The following is a 19,460-nucleotide window of genomic DNA, read 5'->3' on the forward strand; positions in this document are numbered from 1 at the left end:
TTTGCCGTCCTAGCCGAGCTCCTCGTCCTCCGGCTGGATCCCCGCCAGCAGGTTGAACGCCCCCGTGAGCAGGTTGAGCGTCACCACCCCGACCACCTCCGCGATGACCCGGTCGCTCCACCCGTGCGCCCGCAGCCCGGCCACGTCCTCGTCGCCCAGGGCGCTCGGCTCCACCAGCACGCGGAGCGCGACGGCGATCAGCGCGGCCTCGCGGGCGTCCGTGGAGGTGCCCTGGCGGGCCAGCTCGATGTCGGCCTCGCTCAGCCCGGCGGCCCGAGCGGCGGCCGCATGCGCCTCGCGGCAGGTGCCGCAGCCGATCCACTCCTGGACGGCGAGGGAGAGCTTCTCGCTCAGCGCCCGGGGGATCTTCACCCGCTTCATGGCCCGGGACAGGCTGAGGTAGCCCTCGATGAGCGCGGGCGAGTGCGCCATCGTCGAGACCATCTCGCCGGCCGAGCCGTGCCGCTCGACGATGTCGGTGAGCAGCTCGCGCGCCTTCCCGGTGGCCTGCTCGGGTTCGAGCGCGGCCAAGCGCCGCGCCCGGCCCGGGGTCCCGCCCGACGCCGTGCCCCGTGCCACGCCCTGGGTCTCGTCTTCCGTTCGCACCTTGCCTCCTCCTCGGCACACCGCACCGGCATACCCATGGGGGGTATAACGTCGCCGGGCTCTCCCGAGTTCCCGGCCGGGCGTTCTACGATCGGGGGATGATCAAAGGCGTGATGTTCGACTTCTCCGGCACGCTGCTGCGTGTCGAGTCCACCGCGCACTGGCTGGACGCCGTCCTGTCCGACACGGGCGCGCGGCTGTCCGGCGACGAGTTCGGCCACGCCGTGGAGCGGCTGACCCGGTACGGGGCGCTGCCCGGCGGCCCGTCGCCGCGCGAGGTGCCGGCGCGGCTGCGGAAGCTGTGGGACGAGCGCGACCTCGACGCCGAGCGGCACCGCGCCGCGTACTCCGGGCTGATCCAGGAGGCCGGGGTGACCGAACCGGAGCTGGTCCGCGCCCTGTACGACCGGCACATGGACCCGGCGGCCTGGCATCCGTACCCCGACACCGCGCGGACGCTCGGCGAGCTGAGCCGCGGCGGGGTGCTGGTCGCCGTCGTCAGCAACATCGGCTGGGACCTCCGGCCGGTGTTCCGCGCGCACGGTCTCGACGAGTGGGTCGACCTCTACGCGCTCTCCTACGAGGTCGGCGTCCAGAAGCCGGACCCGGAGATCTTCCGGTTCGCCTGCGACGGGCTCGGGCTCGCCCCCGCCGAGACGCTGATGGTCGGCGACGACCGTACCGCCGACGGCGGCGCGCTGGCGCTCGGAGCCCGGGTGCACTTCGTCGACCACCTCCCCGTCGACCGGCGGCCCGACGGCCTGCGTCCGGTCTTCGGGCTGCTGGGTGACGCGGGCCGCGCCTGAAGGGACCCGTGTTGACGCCGGCGTGGGTTTCCGGCTGAGGTGATGTGGCCTCAGGTCTGCCTGAGGGAAGGGAAGTTGTCCGCGAGGTGAGCGGGGGCGTGCGCTCCGGCGCACAACCTCGCGCCCTGCTCGCGCGCTCACCCGAAGGGGCGGGGGAGGCCCTCGAAAACACCGATCGGAGCGCAATCGCCCGATCGGTGTCTCTTCTCCTCCGCACGGAGTAGAAGCCCTTGTCGGAGGGTGTGCGGACATGCGTCCCTATGTCCTGCCGCACGCCGGAGTCGCGTTCTCGCTCCGCGGTCCGCCGCGGCGCGAAAGGACGCGTGCATGGGTGTCATCCAGGACCGGGCCATGGTCCGGCTCGCCGACCCGGCGTTACTCGGCGCGCTGCTCGAACCCCGGGCCCGGTTCCTCGTCGAGCGGACCCACGAGCTGGAGTACGAGCGGATCGACTCCGTGGCGGCGCTGCGGGTCCGCAAGGTCTCGGCCCAGTGGCCGCTGTTCCCGCCGGACTCCCGACGGGGCAGCTGGAGTCAGGTCGTCCCCGGCACGACCCTCGCCGACTTCTCCTGGTCGGGCGAGACGCCCGAGCCCGTGTGGATCGACGTCCTCGCCGAGCTGGAGATCGACGTGGTCGCCGAGACCGACCCCGGCGGCCTCGACTCCCTCGTGGTCAAGGCGGTCGACGAGTACGCCACCCTGGACGAGTTCCGCGCCCAGTTCCGCTTCCTGGACCTGGACGCGTTCATGCGCGGCCACGGTCTCGTCACCGTGGAGGACCTGCGCGAGTCCGGCGAGTACCTCCGTACCGAGGTGAGGCTGCGCCGGCCGCCCGTCTTCGACCCGGGGCATCCCGCGAACCGTCGGACCGTCGCCGTGGACGCCGCCGTGGTCGTCGGGGCCTCCGACGACGTCGCCGGTGCGGTACGGGCGGCCCGCCTGGTCGCCGCCGCGGCACGCGACCGCCCGCTGTCGCCGGGGGCCTTCGGGACGCGCGTCGCGCCGTACGCGCTGGTGGCAGCCTTTCCCGCCCCCGTACCGCAGCCGCCCGCCCAGCCGGGGCTCACCCAGGCGCAGATCGAGAGCCTCCTCGAAGGCGCGGGCATCGCGGCGCTCTTCCTGACCTGACGCGACCGCTGCCTCCGTTCCGCCGCCTCCGCGCCGCTGCTCCTGTTCCGCCGCCTCCGCGCCACCGCCTCCGCATCGCCGCTCCCGCACTGCCGCCCGGGGACCCTCCGGGGCCGACGCCCCGCCCGATCCCGACCGGCGAGCCCCGAAGACCGTCCCCGTTCCGGAAGGAAGCAGGTCCCATGCCCGACAGTCCCGTCCGCTACGTCCGCGTCAAGACCGAGGGCGTCCCCTTCGCCCCCGCCGTCCGCGCCTACGGGAACATCGCCGTCATCGGCGTCGCGACCCCGCCGACCAACCCGCCCGCGGACTTCCTCCCGCCCAACACGCCCTACCTGTTCACCGACGTCAACGAGGCCCGCAGGATCGCCGCCGGGCCCCTCGGCGACGCCATCGCGACGGCCCTCGTGCAGGAGCCGGGCCCCAGCGAGGTCTGGGGCGTACGGCTCGCGCAGTCCAACGCCCACGACGACGCCTTCACCAAGGTGGGCACGCTGAACGTGCAGATCGTCGTCGTCGCCGACACCGAACTGACCCTCAGCGCTCCGCCGGGCGGCGGCCCGGTCGCGCCGACCCCCGGCATCGCGAAGCTGGCCGAGCACGTCGCCGCCCCCGCGGCCGACGGCATGGAACGCATCGGCGTCGCGATGCTCGCCAAGGGCGCCGCCGACCCCGCCGTGGTGACCGGCAACCTCGTCACCGAGCGCATGGTCTACGTGGCGCACAAGAGCGACGAGGACGTCGCCGCCGCCGTCGCCGGGACCATCGCGGGCCACGAGCCGCACGTCTCCCTGCTCCTGAAGAGGGTCAAGGTGCGCTCCGACGCGTTCTCCGCCGCGGACCTCGTCAAGCTGAACGACTCCGAGGGCCCGAACAGCGCGGGACCGGCCGGCAAGGGCGTCAACTGGCTGGTCGACCCGCCGCTCATCCCCGGCGCGGGCGTCTACCTCGGCGAGGGCTACACCGGCAATCCCCGCGGGAAGAAGTACATCGACATCGTCCGGACCGTCGACGACATCACCTTCCGGCTCAAGGCTCGGCTCATCGGCACCATCGGCAACCTGCGGATCAGCCGCTCCGGCCTGCGCGGACTCGTCGCGGAGATGGAGACCGTCCTCGAACCCCTGCGCAGGTCCGAGGTCATCGAGGCGTACGAGATCGTCGTCCCCATCCTCTCCCTGCTCGACAAGCCGCAGCGCACCCCGGTCGAGGACGCCCTCGTCCAGGCCGCCCAGACCGACCGCGCCGCCGAGGCCATGGTGCGGGTCGACTACGCGGGCGCGATCCACCGCATCAACATCACGCTCAAGTTCGACTGATCCGACCAAGGAGCCGTCCCCATGTCCGACTGGAACACCCGGCTGGAAGTGAAACTCGCCGGCCGGACGATCTCGCCGATCACCAACTTCTCCCCGTCGTTCAACGTGCCGCACACGGTGATCCACAGCCTGGAGGCGGACGGCGTCGGCTATGTGCGCCAGCCCTTCACCTTCACCTTCACGCTCACCATCCCGGCCATCGCGTCGGCCGTCGCCGATCTCACCGAACTCGCCGTCAACGGTGGTGAGTTCGCCATCGCGGTCGCCGAGAAGAAGGGCACCGACTGGGCGTTCTCCTCGCTCAAGTTCAGCCGCTGCGTGGTCAGCGCCGCCCAGCCCAGCAACATCACCGTCGACGGCGTCCCGCAGGCCACCTTCACCTGCATGGCCCTCAACGTCGGCGTGGAGGACTGACCATGACGCCCGACGACGCCCCCGAAGCGACGGCCCGCGCCGGCGACCGGGTGGAGCGCACCGGCATCGCCCTCGTCCACGAGGGCGAGTACATCGTGCCCGCCCCCGGCAGCGAGGCCGTGGTGTCGCACCAGAGCGACGCAGGACAGGTCGTCCACTACCACTTCCCCGTGGAGGTGGAGGTGGTCGGCGCCCTCCAGGACCACCACGTCCGGCGGATCGCCGCGCACGTCTTCGAGGAACTCGACCGTGAACTCGGCAGCCGGGGATAGCCCGTGGCGGACAAGGTGCTCGTCGGCACGATCCCCCTGCTGTACGTGCAGAGCATCACCATGACCGAGGGGTACCGGGTCGAGCGGATCCTGGGCAGCAGGTTCTCCCAGGCCACCCAGCCGTCCACGAAGACCCTGACCGTCGAGGCGGTGCTGCTCGGCCCGGACCGGTTCGCGACGAAGAAGGCGCTGGAGGTGCTCGCCCTCACCTCACGGGCGCTGCTCTCCGCCGCGGGCCCGACGCTCGCCGCCACCGGCATCCCCGTCGTCTGCGGGCTCACGCTCAGCCTCGACATGCAGATCACCGACCTGCGGTTCGCGCAGAGCGTGCAGAAGCGGGACGCCTTCGACCTGTCCATGACCCTCCAGTACGTGCCCCGCTCCAGCCTGAGCGCGTTGGCCGGCGAGGCCGCCGACTTGGCGCTGGCCGCCGGGAGCGCCGGCGTCCCCTCCGTACCCGCCCCCGGAGCCGTACCCCGCTCACCCGGCCCCCCGCTCCTCTGAGCCCGGCCCCCCACCCCGACCCCCATCCCGATCCCGACCCCACGAGAACGCCGCCCCGTCCCGAGAGGAGGCCCCGATGCAGGCGAGTCTGCCCGTCGACGCCGACGAAGGATTCCCGCAGTCCTTCCGGCTGCGCTTCGGCGAGCGCGTCTACCGGATCGAGCTGTACGTCAACGCCGCCGAGGAGACGGTGGCCGCCGGCGGCGTGCTCGACCTGCTCGGCGGCGGCCCGTTCCTCGTGATCGCCGTATCCCGCGAGGAACCCGGCGGACTCGTCCCCCTGCTGCGCCGCAAGGCCGTCCGCGACCTCCCCTGCCCGGCCGGCGAGCTTCGGCTCGTCTTCCGGGAGGCCCGCGTCGACGTCCGCAACCTCAACGGCACCGGCAGCTACGGCTCGAAGGTCCTCGCGGGGGTGTCGGCCCGGTGAGCTTCGCCATCCGCTACAGCCTCACCGTCGCCGAGGAGGAGAGCACCGACGTCGCCGCCGCGGGCCGCCTCGCCGAGGCGGCCGCCACCGAGGCCGGCCCGCTCGCGGGCCTCGGCGGCCTCACCGCCCTCCCCCTGACCGTCTCCAACGACGTCTTCGGCGGCTCCCTCGTCCTCGACGCCGACATCACCGTCACCATGGGCGAAGGCGCCGTCGCGAGCACCTTCGATGCGGTCCTGGTCAACCTGCCCGCCGAGACCGTCAAGACGCTCCGTGACACCCTCGCCCGCCGGCCGCTCGCCGCCACCGTACGACTCGGCTACTTCGACGACCCCGGCATCGGCCGCCGGCCCGTCATGACCGGCCGGGTCGTCAAGCTGACCTCCTGGGTCGCCGAGGACGGCCTCAGCCGGGTCAGGCTCACCGGCCAGGACGCCGGGGGCTACGCGCTGCGCATGACCTCCGCGGCCGTCCACCGGGCCCAGTCCACCGACGCCCTGGACTTCGCCGACAAGGTCGTCCACGCCGCCGGCCTCACCCTCGCCGAAGGCTCTGCCCTCGCGACCCGGCTCGCCGACCACACCGTGCGTAACCCCACCGCGCTCGACGCGCTCCGTGAACTCGCCCGCACCGCCCGCGCCCCCGTCGTCATCCGCGACCGGAGGGTCCTCATCGGCCCGGCCGTCGGCACCGACGACCCCGCCCCGGTCGCCTTCGACCCGGAGGTCAACCTCGTCTCGTACGGCGACGCGCAGGGTGAGGAGACGCTCGTCGTGGCCCCCGGAGAGGAACGCCCGCCGGTCCGCAACTCCTTCGACCTGGTCGTCCTGGGCCACCCCGACCTGCGGGTCGGCCAGGTCGCCACCTTCCACCGCTTCCCCGACGCCCCCACCGGAACGCTCCGCGTCAACCGGCTCGTGCACCGCTTCGGCGTGCGCACCGGGTACGTCTGCGAGGTGCAGCTCGTCGCCGCCCGCGCCGGGGAGTCCGTCGAGGCCGTCGACGGGGTCCGCGCCTTCACCGACCGCCTCGACGCAGGCGCCGAACGCGCCCTGCTCGCCCGCCCCTCCGTCGACGTCGGCGAGGTCAGCGCCTACAAGGGCGCGGGCCACCAGGTCTCCCTCCGCTACGGGCAGTCGCCGCCGCCCTCCATGACCATGCCCAGCGTCACGGGGCCGGTCGGCGACGACGTCCTGCTCGACAAGCCCGTCGCCGCGCCCTTCGCGTTCGGCCCGTGCGGGCTCATGACGCCCGTCTACCCCGGCATGCGGGCCCTGCTCGCCCACAACCGCAACCTCGTCAACGACGCCGCCGTCGTCGGCTACCTCTGGCCCCGTACCCCCGGCGCCCGGGCACCCGCGCCCGAACCCGGCGACTACTGGCTCGCCCTGCCCACCGGCACCGACGCCGACGGGCAGCCCACCGGCCCCGGCGTCAACGACCTCACCGACGCCACGGGCGGCCGGATCGTCCAGGCCCGCGGCCTGCACATCCTCGTCGGCACGCCGAAGCTCCCGCAGGTCGGCACCCGCCCCACCCCGCCCGACGACGACTCGATCACCATCGAGCACCACACCGGCACCACCATCGAGATCGACGCCGCCGGCGCCGTCACCGTCCGCACCGAAGGCGGCGGGATCACCCTGACCAACGGGACCGTGAGCCTGTCCCTCGACGGCGCCTCGGTCCAGGTGACGTGATGCCCGAAGTCCTCACCACCGCCTCCGTCCTCACGTGCGCCCACGGCGCCACCGTCCTCACCACCGCCTCGCAGAGCGCGCTGACCATCGACGGAGCCCCCGCCCTGCTCGTCACCGACCTGCTCACCGCCACCGTCCCCGCCTGCCCCAACACCGACGTCAGCAAGGGCCAGACGCCCTGCGTGAAGATCACCGCCGTCAGCGTCGGCGCCAGCCGCCTCCTCAAGGTCAGCGGCACCCCCGTCGCCCTCGCCACCGCGAAGGGCACCACCCAGGCCACCCCCGTCCTCCCCTTCGCCTGGCAGGTCGAGGACCCGGGCCAGACCCTGCTCCGTACGGACTGAGGAGCCGCAAGCCCATGCCACCCCAAGCGCCGCTCGAACCCCTCGGTCACAGCCTCCTCCTCGACGACGGCGACCTCGTCGTCCGCGGCACCGGCCTCGCCGAGGTGCGCGGCCTCGCCAACCTCGTCCAGGCCCTCACGCTGCGCCTGCTCACCCCGTACGGCAGCGACCGCTGCGACCACCGCTACGGGCTCAGCGCAGGGCGGGCCTTCACCCACCCCGGCGGCACCCGCGTCCTCAAGGACCTGCTGCGCCTGGAGATCGTCCGCACCCTGGCCGCCGACCCACGGGTGCGGGAGGTCGCTGACGTCGCCTTCACCGAGGACCCCGCCGACCGGGTCCTGACCGTCCGGGTCCGCGTCGAGGCCCTCGACGGCCGGACCACCGCCCTGACCGCCGAAGTGGAGGTGTGAACCATGGCGTACGGCGTGACCCCCGACGGCTTCGTCCTCAAGGGTCTCGACGTGATCCTCGCCGAGAGCAAGGCCCGCACCCGGGCCGCGCTCGGCGCCGACGTCGACCTGTCTCCCACCAGCCCCCTCGGCAAGATCCTGGAAGTGGTCGCCCAGGAGGACGCCGAACTGTGGAAGCGGATGGAGGCCCTCTACTACGGGCAGTTCACCGCCACCGCCGACGGCGCCGCCCTCGAACTCCTCGGCGACGACGCGGGACTCGCCCGCCACGCCGCCTGCCGCGCCGGGACCGTCGCCCTCACCCTGACCGGTGGCGTCCCCGGCCGGACCTACGTGGTGCCCGAGGCGACCGTCCTGCTCGGCGACGGCGACCCCGCCCGGGCCTTCGCCACCACCGCCCCCGTCGAACTGACCGCCGCCGCCCCCGCCCGTACCGTACGCGTCCTCGCCGTCGACCCCGGGGAGGCCCCGGTCGCGGCCGGGACCGTCGACGACGTGCACCCGGTGCACCGGGCCCAGTACCTCGCCGACTGGCCGCCCGCCGCGCTCGTCGTCACCAACCCGGCGCCCTTCGACGAGCTGATCCCCGAGGACGACGACGCCTACCGCGCCCGGATCATCGCCCTCCCACGCGCCCTGTGGACCGTGGAGAGCGTCCGGCAGGCCGCCCTGGGCGTGCCCGACGTCATCGACGCCCGCGTCTCCGACCCGCTCGGCGGCATCGACGTCTCCCAGGCCTACTTCGGCGGCTTCGACTTCGGCGGCCGCACCTTCAGCGACGAACGCCGGGTCGGCGAACCGTACTTCGCCGAGGTCGCCGTCGCCCACCGCGGCCTGCGCCCCTGGCGCACCCTGCCCGCCCCGGGCTCCGTGACCGGCGTGTACGAGCTCGTCGAGGCGGCCGTGGACCGCGTCCGGCCGATCGGCGTCCACGTGGACATCGTCGAGGCCGACCACATCGACGTCGCCGTCCGCGCCGAGATCGTCCTCGCCGCCGGCTTCGACGGCCCCACCGTCATCGACCGCATCCGGGCACGCCTCACCGCCGACATCGGCCGTCTCCGGCTCGGCGACGACGTCCTCTACGCCCGCGTGATGTGCGCCGTCGCCGAACAGCCCGGCGTCGACGACGTCCGCCGGCTCCACCTCCGACGCTGCCCGCCCGCCTTCGGCCGCTTCGGCTTCGGCGGCGTCCCCTACCAGCTCGGCATCGTCGAGGCCGCCATCGGCGAGTCCCTCGCCATGGGGCCGACCGAGATGGCCGTCTTCGCCGCCGACGCCGCCCTCGGCAGCATCGAGGTGGTCGGCCGATGAGCGCCCCCGCCGTCCCGGTCGCGCCCGCCGCCCCGGCCGCCGTGCCCGACCCTCCGCGGCTCGCCGCCGCCGACATGGCCGCCCGGCTCACCGTGCCGTTCGCGCGCGGCGCCGACCGGCTGCGGCTCGTGGTGCGCGGCACGGCCGTCGCCCCGTACGACTTCCAGCTGCACACCGCGCAGTTCGGCGTCACGCCCCGGCCCCTGTACATCCTCCAGGCCCGCCAGGACGTCCCCGCCGGGACCACCGTCACCCTCGGCGTACGGGGCGGCCCGGCGCTGTCGCTGCCCGTGCCCGACGGGCTCACCGCCGGCACCTCCGTCCCCCTCCCCGACGGCACCGGCATCCTCACCGGCATCCAGTCCGCCCTCGCCGGACCCCAGGAGGACTGGTGGCAGCTCACCGCCCTCCTCGGCACCATGGGCCGGCTGCTGTGGGCCGTCGGCTGGGAACGCGACCACCTGCGTCGCCAGCTCTCCCGCACCGCCGCCCAGCGCACCGTCGCCCACGCCTTCGGCATCCACCTCGACCGCAACGGCGCGGGCCTCGGCGTCGTCCGCGCCCCCGGCGAGACCGACGACGCCTACCGGCGCCGCCTGACCGTCGCCCGCCGCTGGACCCTGCCCACCCCCGCCGGCCTCCTCGCCGCCCTCAACGACGCCGTCGGACCCGTCGACGGCGTCGCCGACCCCCTCGTCCTCGACGACACCGACGCCGAACTCCGCCGCGGCCTGCTGCCGCTGCGGGTCGCCCCCCTCGACCTGCCGCCCGGACAGAGCGTCGACCTGCTCGGCACCGTCGGCACCGACCTGCCCCGGCCCCCCGTCGAGGAGGTCTTCCATCCCGGCCTCCTGGTCGCCCTGTCCCCCTTCGCCGCCGAGTCCCGGCCCCTCCCCGGCACCCCCGACCCCCTCCTCGTCCAGCCCGTCGTCGCCGCGGCCATCGCCCGCCTCAACCTCTTCGCCTCGCGGTCCGTCGTGCACGCCGGATACGACCCGAGGGCCACCGACGCCCGCGCCACCGGACGCGCCGTCCTCCTCAGCCACGACACCATCCCCACCGAACGGATCGCCGCCCTCGCCCACTGGTCCGGATTCGACCTGGTCACCCACCGCACGGACGGACTCGCCTACGCCGAATGCGCCCCCGGCGAGCTCCTCGGCATGGAGACCGGGGACGGCACCCTCCCCGTCGACGGGACGACCACCCTCTCCGTACGGCCCCTCACCCCGCCGCCCGGCTCCCTCGTCCGCTGGTACGTGCTGCGCGGCGGCGCGGGCCGCGCCGAACTCGTCGGACCCACCGAAGGCAGCTCCGTCGTCCTCCGCGGCAAGGCCGCCGGCCGGGTCGTCGTGGTCGCCGAACTCCGCCTCGCCGACCTCACGGCCTCCGCCACCCGCGAGATCGTCGTCCGTCCCGTCACGCTCGCCGACACCACCGCGATCGGCGCCGACGGCACCCTCGACCCGGCCCCACCACCCACCATGCCGCCCGGCGAGGGCCTCCATCCCGCCTTCCTCGTACGCCACGACGACCCCGCCCACGCCGAGTACGGCACCGACGCGGAGACCCACCGGATGCGGCGCGAGGTCGCCGAACACCTCGACGCGCTGATCGCCCTCCTACCTCCGGCCACCACCGGCAAGCTGGCCGTCCGCAGGGACCTGAGCACGACGGCGAGCCCCCTCGCCAAGGAGGCACGCGAACTGCGCCTCAGCCACCCGGGCCTGCCCCCGGGAACGCTCGGCGCGCTCGCCCACCGGGCCGGCTTCAGCTACGTCCGCGTCGCCGGGGGAGTCGTGACGGTCTCCCAGGAACACCGGGACCCGGTCAGGGTCACCGCCCCCGGGATCTTCCGCGACGTCCTGCCGATCGGCACCACCGTGCCCCTGACCGTGACACCCTCGCCCGCCGAGATCGGCGCCGCCGGAGTCCTCGGCTGGTCCACCGGCGACGGCGCCGCGACCCTCCTGACCACCGCCCCCGGCGCGATGTCCGTCCGCGGCGAACACGGCGGCCCCGCCTGGGTGCAGGCCTCCTACCGGATGGGCGACAGAACCGGCGCCTACCAGTTCACGGTCCGGCTCCGCCCCGAACTCGCCGGCCACACCCTGCCGCCCGCCACCCGAACCCTGATCGTCCGACTCCTCGACGACCTGCGCCCCCTGGGCGTCGAGGTCGTCACCCGTCTCCTGCCCGGAGGGAACCCGTGACCGACATCGTCTTCAGCCCCACCTTCAAACACGTGGCGTGGGTCGACAACCGCGACCGCGTGGCCGCGAGCGGGCAGAACGGCTTCAACGTGCGCTTCGACGCGATCCAGAGGGACCTGGAGAACCTGTCGAAGGTGGTGGGGCAGGTCGACGTGGGGCTGAAGGCGGCGGGGCAGCGGCCGTTGGTCGAGCGGAAGCTGACGCTGGCGCCGGCCTTCGTCCCGGTGGAAGGTAGTCCGCCGTGGACCATCGACGGCCACGGCGTGGCGATCAGGCAGGACGGGAACCTCCTGCCCGTCCGAGGCATCATGAGCGTCACGCCGCCCGACGGCGTCGTCCTGCGCAAGCTGCGCGCCACGGGACAGAACAGCGCCACCAGCCCCTTGCAGGTCACTCTCCACCGCATTCCGCTCGCCGACTCCACCAACCTCGAAACGGTCGCCCAGGTGTCGTGCTCCGGCGGCCCCTTCGGCGATCCGGCGGAGGTGCCGGCCGACCGGAACCGGGTGGACATGGGCACGTACCGCTACTTCATCGAGGCGTACGTGGCGAACGCCCCCGCCGGAACCACGCTTGGCATCACGAGCATCCAGCTCTCCTACCTCGGAATCTGAACGGAGGCCCCATGACCGACCACCTCTACATCCGCATGTCCGACACCGACGACGGCGTACGGCCGTGGCCCGACAGCAACACACCCAAGTTCTGGGACAACGACGGCCTCTGGATCCGCACCTTCCCCGACCCGAACCACCCCCAGGACCACGTCGACGGCAACACGACCCGGGTGGGCCTGAAGACCCTCGTCATGGTGCGGGTCAAGAACAAGGGCCCGGAACTCATGCAGGACGTCCGGATCCAGGCGTACCTGTTCCCACCGGGGTTCGGCGCCATGACCCCCTCGGCCAAACAGGCGGTGTTCAACCTCGCGCCTCCGACGAACATCAATCCGGGGGCCGTCGTCGAGATCGAAGTGCCGCCGCAGTGGACGCCCCTTGATTCCGACTACCAGAAGACGAGCGGCGGGCACTTCTGCATCGCCGCCAACGTCTACACGAGCACGGACGGCAAGGAGGTCGGGGCGTTCGAGACTTTCGAACCCGTCAACAACGCGCACCACGCCCAGCGCAACCTCGTCCTGAACGACGCCCCGCACGGCCCCGGAACGTCGTCGAAGGTCCCCACGACGCAGTACCCGCCGCCGGTGAGCGACATGCTCTACCTCGTCACCGCCGAGCACGTGACGACGAAGCCCAGCCCGGGCCAGCTCGACATGCTCGTGCACCATCCCCGTGTCGTGTCGACCGAGGCCGGGCTCGCCAGGGGAGAGGTCGGCCTGAGCACCTCCAGCGGGACCGTGCCCATCACGGTCGGCACCGAGCCGCCTGTCTTCGGGCTGAGCTCGGACTTCATCCCCGGGCTCGACACCCGCTTCAGGTTCGCCCCCGACCGGCCCGACCGGATCGACACCGACCTCATCGTCGACCTGCCCAAGGACGCCCCCCTCGGCAGCCTCTACACCTTCGACATCGCCCTGTGGAGTGAACGGGGCGACATGGTCGGCTGCCCGCTGCGCGTGATGCTCCTGGTCACCGAGTAGCCCCGGCCCGACCGCGATGGAGATCCACGTCCACGTGCCGGTGAGGATCACCCTCACCGGCGAGCCCGGACCCGACGAGCTGGCCGCGCTCACCCGCCGGCTGACCGCGCTCGTCGCCCGGCGGCTCGCGCAGGCCGAGCGCGAGGTCGGGCGCGGGCACCGGACCCCGCCCTGGGCGACGGCGGACGGCACAGGGGCGCAGGAGCTCCACGAGCCGGAGCGGGACGTGGAGGACGGCTACGCGCTGCCCTCGTACGCCGGCGCCGGCCGCCGCACCAAGGTCCCCGTGCGCCGCCGGGAGCCCTGGACCGTCGTCCGCACCGTGCGGGCGCGGGTCGAGGTGGACCGGTTCCTCGGCCACGTGGGGGAGGTGCTGGGGCAGCCCTTCCCCCAGGCCGTGCTGTACCGCGGGCTGGCCGGGACCGTCCGCGACGTCGACGTCTGGCTGGTGCGCCTCGACACGGCGTACGTGCCCGAGGCGCTGGGGCAGGAGCTCATGGCCAGGAACGCCGCCGCGGAGAAGGGCGGGAAGAGCGATCAGGCCTGGGCGCTCTCCGCGTCCGAGACCCTGCTGGGGCGGCTCGCCGAGGCGGACGAGAGCGGGACCGTCGCCGCCCGCATCCCGCACGTGCCCCTGCGGCACGCCGTGTTCGCCGCGATGCGGCTGCCGCACGTCGACCTCACCGAGGTCGCCGTCCTCGGTCGCCCCAACTGGGTCGGGGTGACCGTGCGCGAGGCCGGGTTCTGCGTGGACCCGGACGTCTTCCAACGGGCCACCGGCGTCCCGTGGAGCCGGTACGCCGAGGAGTTCGGGAGCGAGCCGATCACCGTCGCGACCCAGCCCGCCGTGCTGCGCGCCGCCTCGAACGCGGTGCGCACCCCCGCCGGCATCGAACGCGAGCTCCTCCTGGCGCTGTTCGACCGGCACGCGTTCGACGGGCACCCGCACCTCCAACCGGCCTCCCGCCTCTTCGTCGCCGAGGGTGACGCGCTGCCCGGCGTGCCCGACTCCGTGCGGCAGGAGATCCTGTGGCCGGATGCGGAGGGCGAGCGGGTGCTCTACTGCCGGGCCCTGCTCGATGTCAGCGCCGAGACCCTCGGCGCCGCGGTCTTCCGGCCGCAGGCCCGGAAGCTGGCCGGCGGCCTCGTCCCGCTGATCGGGGACGACCGCTTCGGCGCCGCGCTCGACACGGTGCTCGCCGAGACCCTCTCGCAGGCGGGCGGCCGGTTCGGCGGCCTCTTCGCGTACGTGCTGGACAGCATCGAACGGCACGGGAAACTGGTCGAGTTCTTCGACGCGGCCGACGCCACCCGCCGGTTCGACCTGCGGCTGCGCCTGCTCCAGCAGTGCGAGACCACCCGGTACGCCCGTCACGGGCGGGTACGCGCCCTGCGCACCACCCTCGCCAAGGAGCGGGCGGTCACCACCGCCCACGCCTACACGGTCGGCGGCACGTTGCGGGGGGCCGTCCAGCTCGACCGGCGGGAGGACGGGACCGTGCTGGCCGGGCAGCTCCTGGGGGACGTCGACCTCCTCTACGAGAAGACCCGCACCGTCACGCGCCCGAAACCGGGCAGAGCGGAGGCACTGCTCGCCGCGCTCGACGTCGAGCGTGAGCGGATGATCGAGGACATCCTCGCCGGGCGAGACCAACACAGCTACGAGGAAGGGGAGTTCCTCTCCGTCGCGATGGAGCGGGCCGCACGGGCGGCACATATCACCGCCGACGACTTCGAGAAGGTCGACATCGAGTTCGGCATCAGGCTCGTGGAGGTGTACGCCACCCAGGAGCACGGACTGCCCTCCTACGACGTGGGGTTCGAGATCGTCTCGCGCGAGAAGGGTTCCGGTGCCGGGTGGGGACTCGCCGTCGGCCCCCTGCGGGAGACCGTCGGCGCGTTCGAGGCACGGCTCGTGGAGTGGCGACTCGGCCGCGCCGGAGAGGCCTACCGGATCGCGGGCTTCGCCGTGGTCGCCATCGGCGGACTCGCCCTCGCCTGGGAGGCGGGCGTCGTCGCCTCCCTCGTCCGGCTGGGCGGCGGGATCGGCCAGATCGGCTTCGGCATCACCGTCTCGGAGGCCGTCTACCTGTACAAGATCCTGCGCCGTCAGGAGGAGGCCACCGCCGGCGGGTTCCTCACCGCCGCCGTCGACGGCTACCTCGGCACCGTCGGCTACCGGATCGGCGGCGGGCTCGGCGGCTGGGCCGGCAGCCGGATCGGCAGCGCCCTGCTGCGCGCCCGGATCGCCGCCTGGATCACCGGCAAGCTGGGCGCCGGCGCGGTGGGCGGCGCCGCCGGGGCGGTCCTGGTGACCTTCGGGCACGACATCGTCGACGCACGCTCGTCGGGCATCGACGCCTATGTGGCCACCATGGAGTTCCCCGCGGTCCTCGGCATCGTCGCCGCCTTCACCGTCGAGCCGTTCCTGCACGCACTCCTGACCCGGACCGGGCCGACGGTGATCAAGGCCGCCCTGCTGACCCGCCTCCTCAGTGCCGAGGGCGTCACCGCCGAACAGTGGGCCGAGGCCATGGCCCTGACCCGGCGACGGATGCAGAGTGCCCTGGGGCAGAGCCTCCCGGAGGCGGAGGCGCAGGCCTGGGCGCGGGCGCTCGGCGCCCGTGCCGACGAGGCGGCGGAGGGGCTCGCCCACGCGCGCCCCACGGGGACCGAGTCCCGCGTCCCCGCGCGCATCACGTCGGCGCACGAGACCCCGGCGCCCGCGCCCGCGACGGAGGCCGCGCCGGTGTCGCAAGCCGCGCCCGTGACGGAGACCGCGCCGGTCTCGCAGGGCGCGCCTGTCACGGAGGCTGCGCCCGTCACGGAGGCCGCTCCCGTCACGGAGGCCGCTCCTGTCACGGAGGCCGCTCCCGTCACCGAAGAGGCGAGCCCCGCGGCTCAGGCCGTACGGCGGCGGACCCCGCCCGTCTCCACCTGGCCGAGCTGGGCACGCCTCAGGGAGGCCTCGCTCACCGACCGGGAAGCGGCCCACGACCGGCGGTGGTACGAGACGGCGAGCATCGACGAGCTGCGCGCCCGCGAGGCCCACGACCCCGTGGCCAAGCAGTTGCTCGACGCGGAGTGGGGCGGTGCCAAGCGCCCGTACCAGCCCGAACGCCCCACCGATCCCGCCGTACAGGCGCGGCTGCGCGAGGACCTGCGCGCTGCGCGCGTCGCCGTGGAGGCCGAGCGACGGCGGCAGGTGGCGGCAGGGCTGCGTAAGCGGTCCGAACGGGAGCGCGCCGGGTGGGTCAAGATCAAGACCCGGGCCGGAACGTACTGGCTGGAGCCGACCGACAAGGCGGCCGCCGGGTACGAGGGCACGATCGCCGTCGCCCGCTCCGACATCCCCGCCCTCGCCGGGGAGCTGTTCACGGGCGGATCGCCGCGCGCCCTCGGCTCGTACGACGCCACCCATGACATCCGGCCGGCGGACAACGTCGTCGTGCCGCAGGCCCACGGGCACGCCGAGCAGGACGTCGGCCAGCAGATCGACGCGCGCCTCGCCCGCCTCACCGAGGCCGAACGGGCCGCCGCGCGCGGGCACACCGTGTACGTCCGGGTCGACCAGGAGGTCTGCACCGTCTGCGCCTCCGGACTCGGCGGCGGGCCGCGCGGCGGGGTGCTCGCCCGGCTCAGCGCCCGGCACCCCGACATCGTCTTCGAGATCACCGCCGACGACGTCAGCACGGTCTACCGGATCATCGCCGGAAAGAGGGTGAAGTGAACACCGGCCGCCGCGAACGCCGTTTCCACCCGCCCGACGTGCCCGCCCGGCCCGAAGGGATCTCCCCGGAGACCGCACGGCTCCTGGAGAGCGCCGTCCGGCAGGCCCTGTCGGACGCGGTACGGACGCTCGGCGACGGCACGTCCGGCGCGACGCCGACGTCGGCAGCCGCACCCGACGGGGCCCGCGACGCGGCGGCGCCGCCCCGGCCGCCCGGCGAGGGCACCTCCGGCGACGGCTACGAGGTGCCCAGCTACGCCGACGCCGGCCGCCCGGTGACCGTGCCGCTGCGCGACGGCCCGGGGGTGCCGGCCACCGGGCCCGTCGGCCGCCCGGCGGGCGGCCTCGGTCCCGCCGAGGTCACCGGAAGCGGTACGCGCGACCTCGGCGGCGGCGCACGCCCCTGGGACGCGCCCGCACCGCCTGCCCGCCCGGGGGAGTGGGCGCCGGAGCGGCTCGCCACCCTGCGGACCCGGATGGGGGACGGCTTCGAGCACGCGCCGCTCGGCAGGATCTCCCTCGACGACCTCACGGTCGGCTCCACCGAGGTCGCGCTGGTGCCCGCGCTCGGCGACACCGGCCCGGGGCGGACCGTGGCCGACCGGCTCGGCCCCGGGGCCTTCTACCTCGACCCGGTCGCCCGCGAACGCCTCGGCCCGGCGGCGACGCCGGTGCCCGGCGCGGGGTACGCCGTGCACCGGGTCACCGCGGACGGGCACCGCCACGACACCGGGCTCCGCGTCGTCACCCAGGACACCGGTACGGTCCCGTCCGGCATCCTCGCGTGCACCGGAGACCTCGGTCCCGTCCGCGAGCACACGGGCGCGGTCAGGCCGCGCGTCCCCGAAGGCGCCGACGGGGCAGGCCTGTTCAGCGGTGTCCTGTGGGGCGCGGACGAGCACCTGGACCAGGTCGTCGAGTGCGTCCGCGTGCTGGCGGAGGCGGTGCGCCCCGAAGGGCCCGGACGGGACCGGCACTGGTTCTGGGACGCGACCGCCGACTGCGTCGAGCATCCGCTGGTGGTCGCCTCCCGGGGCCCGAGGGAGCTGCGCGAGCTCTACGTGGACAAGCTGGATCAGGGCGAGTTCTTCCTCGCGGGGCGCGTCCTGTGCCAGCTGGTCCTCATGCTGCTCAGCCTTCCCGGACGGCTCGCCGACCCCGGCCCGCTCACCCTGAGGCGCGTCGGCCCGGCGGACCTCGGCGCCCTCGGACTGCGGGCCGCGGACGTGATCCGCTTCCTGTTCGCCGGGCCGCACGCCGTGCTCACCGCCGAGGGCGCCCTGCTCGGCCTGGGCGGCGGCGCCGACGTCCTCGTGGCCGGGCCCTGGGACAAGGGCACCTCCGCGCTGTGCCGGAGCGGGCTCGCCACGGCACTGGAGGAGGGCGACCTGCCGCTCGTCCCCGGCGAGACCGAGGAGCTGGCGCGGGCCCTCGGACTGCCCCCCGGACCCGGCCCGCACGAGGACCGCGTCCGGCGGGAGACGGCGCGCAGGCTCAGGGAGCGACACGAGCGGCACGATCCTCCGGGGCCCGACGCCCCGCCCGTCACACCCAGTTGACCTTCGCCTGCGCCAGCAGCGGATCGTCCACCATCTCCCACAGCGGCACGGCCACGTTGCCGATCCGGTAGCGCCCGCCGAAGTGGAGGCCGAGGACCCGGTGGTCGGTGAGGTCGAAGACCGGGGAGCCGCTGTTGCCGCCGAGCGTCGAGCAGTCGTGCTTCATCACCCGGCCGCCGGGCGTGAACTCCGTGGTCATGCCCGGCTGGAGCCGCTTCACGTTGTAGATGTCCATGAAGATCCGGCGCATCGACTCCGGCTCGTTGCGGCGCCCGTCCCACGCCGGGTAGCCGACGACGTACACCGGCCGGCCCGGCACGCTCGCCGGGGCGTCCGCCGCGACCGCCAGCGGGGTCGGCAGCTGCTCGCCGTCGGGCGGGGCGATCCGCAGCAGCGCCATGTCGACCTCGGGGTGGATGCCGATCACCTCGGTGATCTCGTACGGGAGGGAGGCCGGGGTCGGCACCGGTCCCGGGGCCTGGGCGGCGGGCAGTTCCTCGCCCGGGTCGATCCGGGCGGACATGCCCTGCTGGAAGGTCCAGCCGGCTCCCTCGGCGCGGCTGAACTCGGCGGCCACGTGCCGGTTGGTCATCACCGCGTCGGGCCCCACCTGGAACGCCGTGCCGATCCACGCGAGGCTCGGGTGTCCGGTGACCTCGACCCGGCCGACCCGGGCGATCGACTCGTGGATCGCCGGCCGGCTCGCGTCGAGGACCGCCCAGTCGCCCGGCTGGGAGGGGAAGTCCTGTCCCTGCACCAGGATCGCGGGCCGGCCCTCCAGGAGGACGATCGCCTCCACGCCGAAGTACTCGTCGTCGTCGATCTCGTCGGCCCGGCCGTCGGCCAGCTTCTCCAGGCCGGAGACGCCCGCCTCCAGGACCCGGGACCGTTCCTCCTGCGCGAACTTGGCGATCTGGGCCGCGGAGGCCACGCCGGGCGGCAGTTCCGCCGCCGACTCCTCGTACTCGATCTCCGCCTCCAGGCCCGCCCGGACCCGGGCGGCCACCTCGCGCAGATCGCCGAAGACCCGTTCGGGTCCGGTCGCGACCGGTGACCCGCCGTGCGAGCCGCCGCGTGATCCGTAGCCCATCTCCCGTCACCTCCGTCTGCC

General features: G+C 74.1%; 18 protein-coding genes. 16 read left to right on the forward strand and 2 right to left on the reverse strand.

The genetic code is table 11. The features are described 5' to 3' along the window. Positions 1-9: 9 nt before the first annotated feature. Positions 10-606, reverse strand: a complete 597-nt coding sequence (locus OG309_RS31585) for a carboxymuconolactone decarboxylase family protein (protein ID WP_329426065.1) — start codon at positions 604-606, stop codon at positions 10-12. 98 nt (positions 607-704) lie between these two features. Here OG309_RS31585 and OG309_RS31590 point away from each other — a divergent pair, with 98 nt between their 5' ends. From OG309_RS31590 to OG309_RS31665, 16 genes are all read left to right on the forward strand, one after another. After that, positions 705-1,412, forward strand: coding sequence for an HAD family hydrolase (locus OG309_RS31590; protein WP_329426067.1), 708 nt, complete (start codon positions 705-707; stop codon positions 1,410-1,412). A gap of 327 nt (positions 1,413-1,739) precedes the next feature. After that, positions 1,740-2,540 (forward strand): hypothetical protein, encoded by an 801-nt coding sequence (locus OG309_RS31595; protein WP_329426068.1) that lies wholly within the window; start codon positions 1,740-1,742, stop codon positions 2,538-2,540. A gap of 182 nt (positions 2,541-2,722) precedes the next feature. Then, positions 2,723-3,859, forward strand: coding sequence for a hypothetical protein (locus OG309_RS31600; RefSeq protein ID WP_329426070.1), 1,137 nt, complete (start codon positions 2,723-2,725; stop codon positions 3,857-3,859). Between the two features lie 21 nt (positions 3,860-3,880). Beyond that, positions 3,881-4,273, forward strand: a complete 393-nt coding sequence (locus OG309_RS31605) for a hypothetical protein (RefSeq protein WP_329426072.1) — start codon at positions 3,881-3,883, stop codon at positions 4,271-4,273. Between the two features lie 2 nt (positions 4,274-4,275). Beyond that, positions 4,276-4,545: a hypothetical protein gene (locus OG309_RS31610; RefSeq protein WP_329426073.1), complete on the forward strand. Its 270-nt coding sequence runs from the start codon at positions 4,276-4,278 to the stop codon at positions 4,543-4,545. Between the two features lie 3 nt (positions 4,546-4,548). Beyond that, positions 4,549-5,049 (forward strand): hypothetical protein, encoded by a 501-nt coding sequence (locus OG309_RS31615; protein ID WP_329426074.1) that lies wholly within the window; start codon positions 4,549-4,551, stop codon positions 5,047-5,049. A gap of 76 nt (positions 5,050-5,125) precedes the next feature. After that, complete coding sequence (locus tag OG309_RS31620) at positions 5,126-5,476, forward strand: hypothetical protein (protein WP_329426075.1); 351 nt, start codon at positions 5,126-5,128, stop codon at positions 5,474-5,476. After that, positions 5,473-7,176, forward strand: coding sequence for a hypothetical protein (locus tag OG309_RS31625; RefSeq protein ID WP_329426076.1), 1,704 nt, complete (start codon positions 5,473-5,475; stop codon positions 7,174-7,176). The genes OG309_RS31620 and OG309_RS31625 overlap by 4 nt, the downstream gene beginning before the upstream one ends. Further along, positions 7,176-7,520, forward strand: a complete 345-nt coding sequence (locus OG309_RS31630; RefSeq protein WP_329426077.1) for a hypothetical protein — start codon at positions 7,176-7,178, stop codon at positions 7,518-7,520. The genes OG309_RS31625 and OG309_RS31630 overlap by 1 nt, the downstream gene beginning before the upstream one ends. A 14-nt stretch (positions 7,521-7,534) precedes the next feature. Next, positions 7,535-7,933 carry a hypothetical protein gene (locus OG309_RS31635; RefSeq protein ID WP_329426078.1) on the forward strand — a complete coding sequence of 133 codons (399 nt, stop codon included), beginning with the start codon at positions 7,535-7,537 and terminating at the stop codon, positions 7,931-7,933. 3 nt (positions 7,934-7,936) lie between these two features. Further along, positions 7,937-9,247: a baseplate J/gp47 family protein gene (locus OG309_RS31640; protein ID WP_329426079.1), complete on the forward strand. Its 1,311-nt coding sequence runs from the start codon at positions 7,937-7,939 to the stop codon at positions 9,245-9,247. Next, a complete protein-coding gene (locus OG309_RS31645) occupies positions 9,244-11,460 on the forward strand; it encodes a hypothetical protein (protein WP_329426080.1) in 2,217 nt (738 codons plus the stop codon). The genes OG309_RS31640 and OG309_RS31645 overlap by 4 nt, the downstream gene beginning before the upstream one ends. Then, on the forward strand, positions 11,457-12,074 hold the full coding sequence (locus tag OG309_RS31650; protein WP_329426081.1) for a hypothetical protein: 618 nt from the start codon (positions 11,457-11,459) through the stop codon (positions 12,072-12,074). Before OG309_RS31645 ends, OG309_RS31650 begins: the two co-directional genes overlap by 4 nt. Before the next feature lie 11 nt (positions 12,075-12,085). After that, positions 12,086-13,060: a hypothetical protein gene (locus OG309_RS31655; protein WP_329426082.1), complete on the forward strand. Its 975-nt coding sequence runs from the start codon at positions 12,086-12,088 to the stop codon at positions 13,058-13,060. Between the two features lie 16 nt (positions 13,061-13,076). Beyond that, complete coding sequence (locus OG309_RS31660; protein WP_329426084.1) at positions 13,077-16,790, forward strand: hypothetical protein; 3,714 nt, start codon at positions 13,077-13,079, stop codon at positions 16,788-16,790. Next, entirely contained in the window at positions 16,787-18,349 is a 1,563-nt protein-coding gene (locus tag OG309_RS31665) for a hypothetical protein (RefSeq protein WP_329426085.1), read from the forward strand. The genes OG309_RS31660 and OG309_RS31665 overlap by 4 nt, the downstream gene beginning before the upstream one ends. Here the strand turns inward: OG309_RS31665 and OG309_RS31670 are convergent. Next, positions 18,336-19,439, reverse strand: a complete 1,104-nt coding sequence (locus tag OG309_RS31670; protein WP_329426086.1) for a trypsin-like serine peptidase — start codon at positions 19,437-19,439, stop codon at positions 18,336-18,338. The genes OG309_RS31665 and OG309_RS31670 overlap by 14 nt on opposite strands. Positions 19,440-19,460 lie beyond the last annotated feature (21 nt).

Origin of the sequence: Streptomyces sp. NBC_01268 (genome assembly GCF_036240795.1) — a bacterium.
GTDB lineage: Bacteria > Actinomycetota > Actinomycetes > Streptomycetales > Streptomycetaceae > Streptomyces.

Coding starts and splice junctions, on each gene's coding strand:
- OG309_RS31605 (WP_329426072.1), top strand. CDS start 3,881: ATGTCCGACTGGAACACCCGGCTGGAAGTGAAACTCGCCGGCCGGACG.
- OG309_RS31645 (WP_329426080.1), top strand. CDS start 9,244: ATGAGCGCCCCCGCCGTCCCGGTCGCGCCCGCCGCCCCGGCCGCCGTG.
- OG309_RS31670 (WP_329426086.1), bottom strand. CDS start 19,439: ATGGGCTACGGATCACGCGGCGGCTCGCACGGCGGGTCACCGGTCGCG.
- OG309_RS31630 (WP_329426077.1), top strand. CDS start 7,176: ATGCCCGAAGTCCTCACCACCGCCTCCGTCCTCACGTGCGCCCACGGC.
- OG309_RS31600 (WP_329426070.1), top strand. CDS start 2,723: ATGCCCGACAGTCCCGTCCGCTACGTCCGCGTCAAGACCGAGGGCGTC.
- OG309_RS31635 (WP_329426078.1), top strand. CDS start 7,535: ATGCCACCCCAAGCGCCGCTCGAACCCCTCGGTCACAGCCTCCTCCTC.
- OG309_RS31660 (WP_329426084.1), top strand. CDS start 13,077: ATGGAGATCCACGTCCACGTGCCGGTGAGGATCACCCTCACCGGCGAG.
- OG309_RS31610 (WP_329426073.1), top strand. CDS start 4,276: ATGACGCCCGACGACGCCCCCGAAGCGACGGCCCGCGCCGGCGACCGG.
- OG309_RS31655 (WP_329426082.1), top strand. CDS start 12,086: ATGACCGACCACCTCTACATCCGCATGTCCGACACCGACGACGGCGTA.
- OG309_RS31595 (WP_329426068.1), top strand. CDS start 1,740: ATGGGTGTCATCCAGGACCGGGCCATGGTCCGGCTCGCCGACCCGGCG.
- OG309_RS31620 (WP_329426075.1), top strand. CDS start 5,126: ATGCAGGCGAGTCTGCCCGTCGACGCCGACGAAGGATTCCCGCAGTCC.
- OG309_RS31590 (WP_329426067.1), top strand. CDS start 705: ATGATCAAAGGCGTGATGTTCGACTTCTCCGGCACGCTGCTGCGTGTC.
- OG309_RS31640 (WP_329426079.1), top strand. CDS start 7,937: ATGGCGTACGGCGTGACCCCCGACGGCTTCGTCCTCAAGGGTCTCGAC.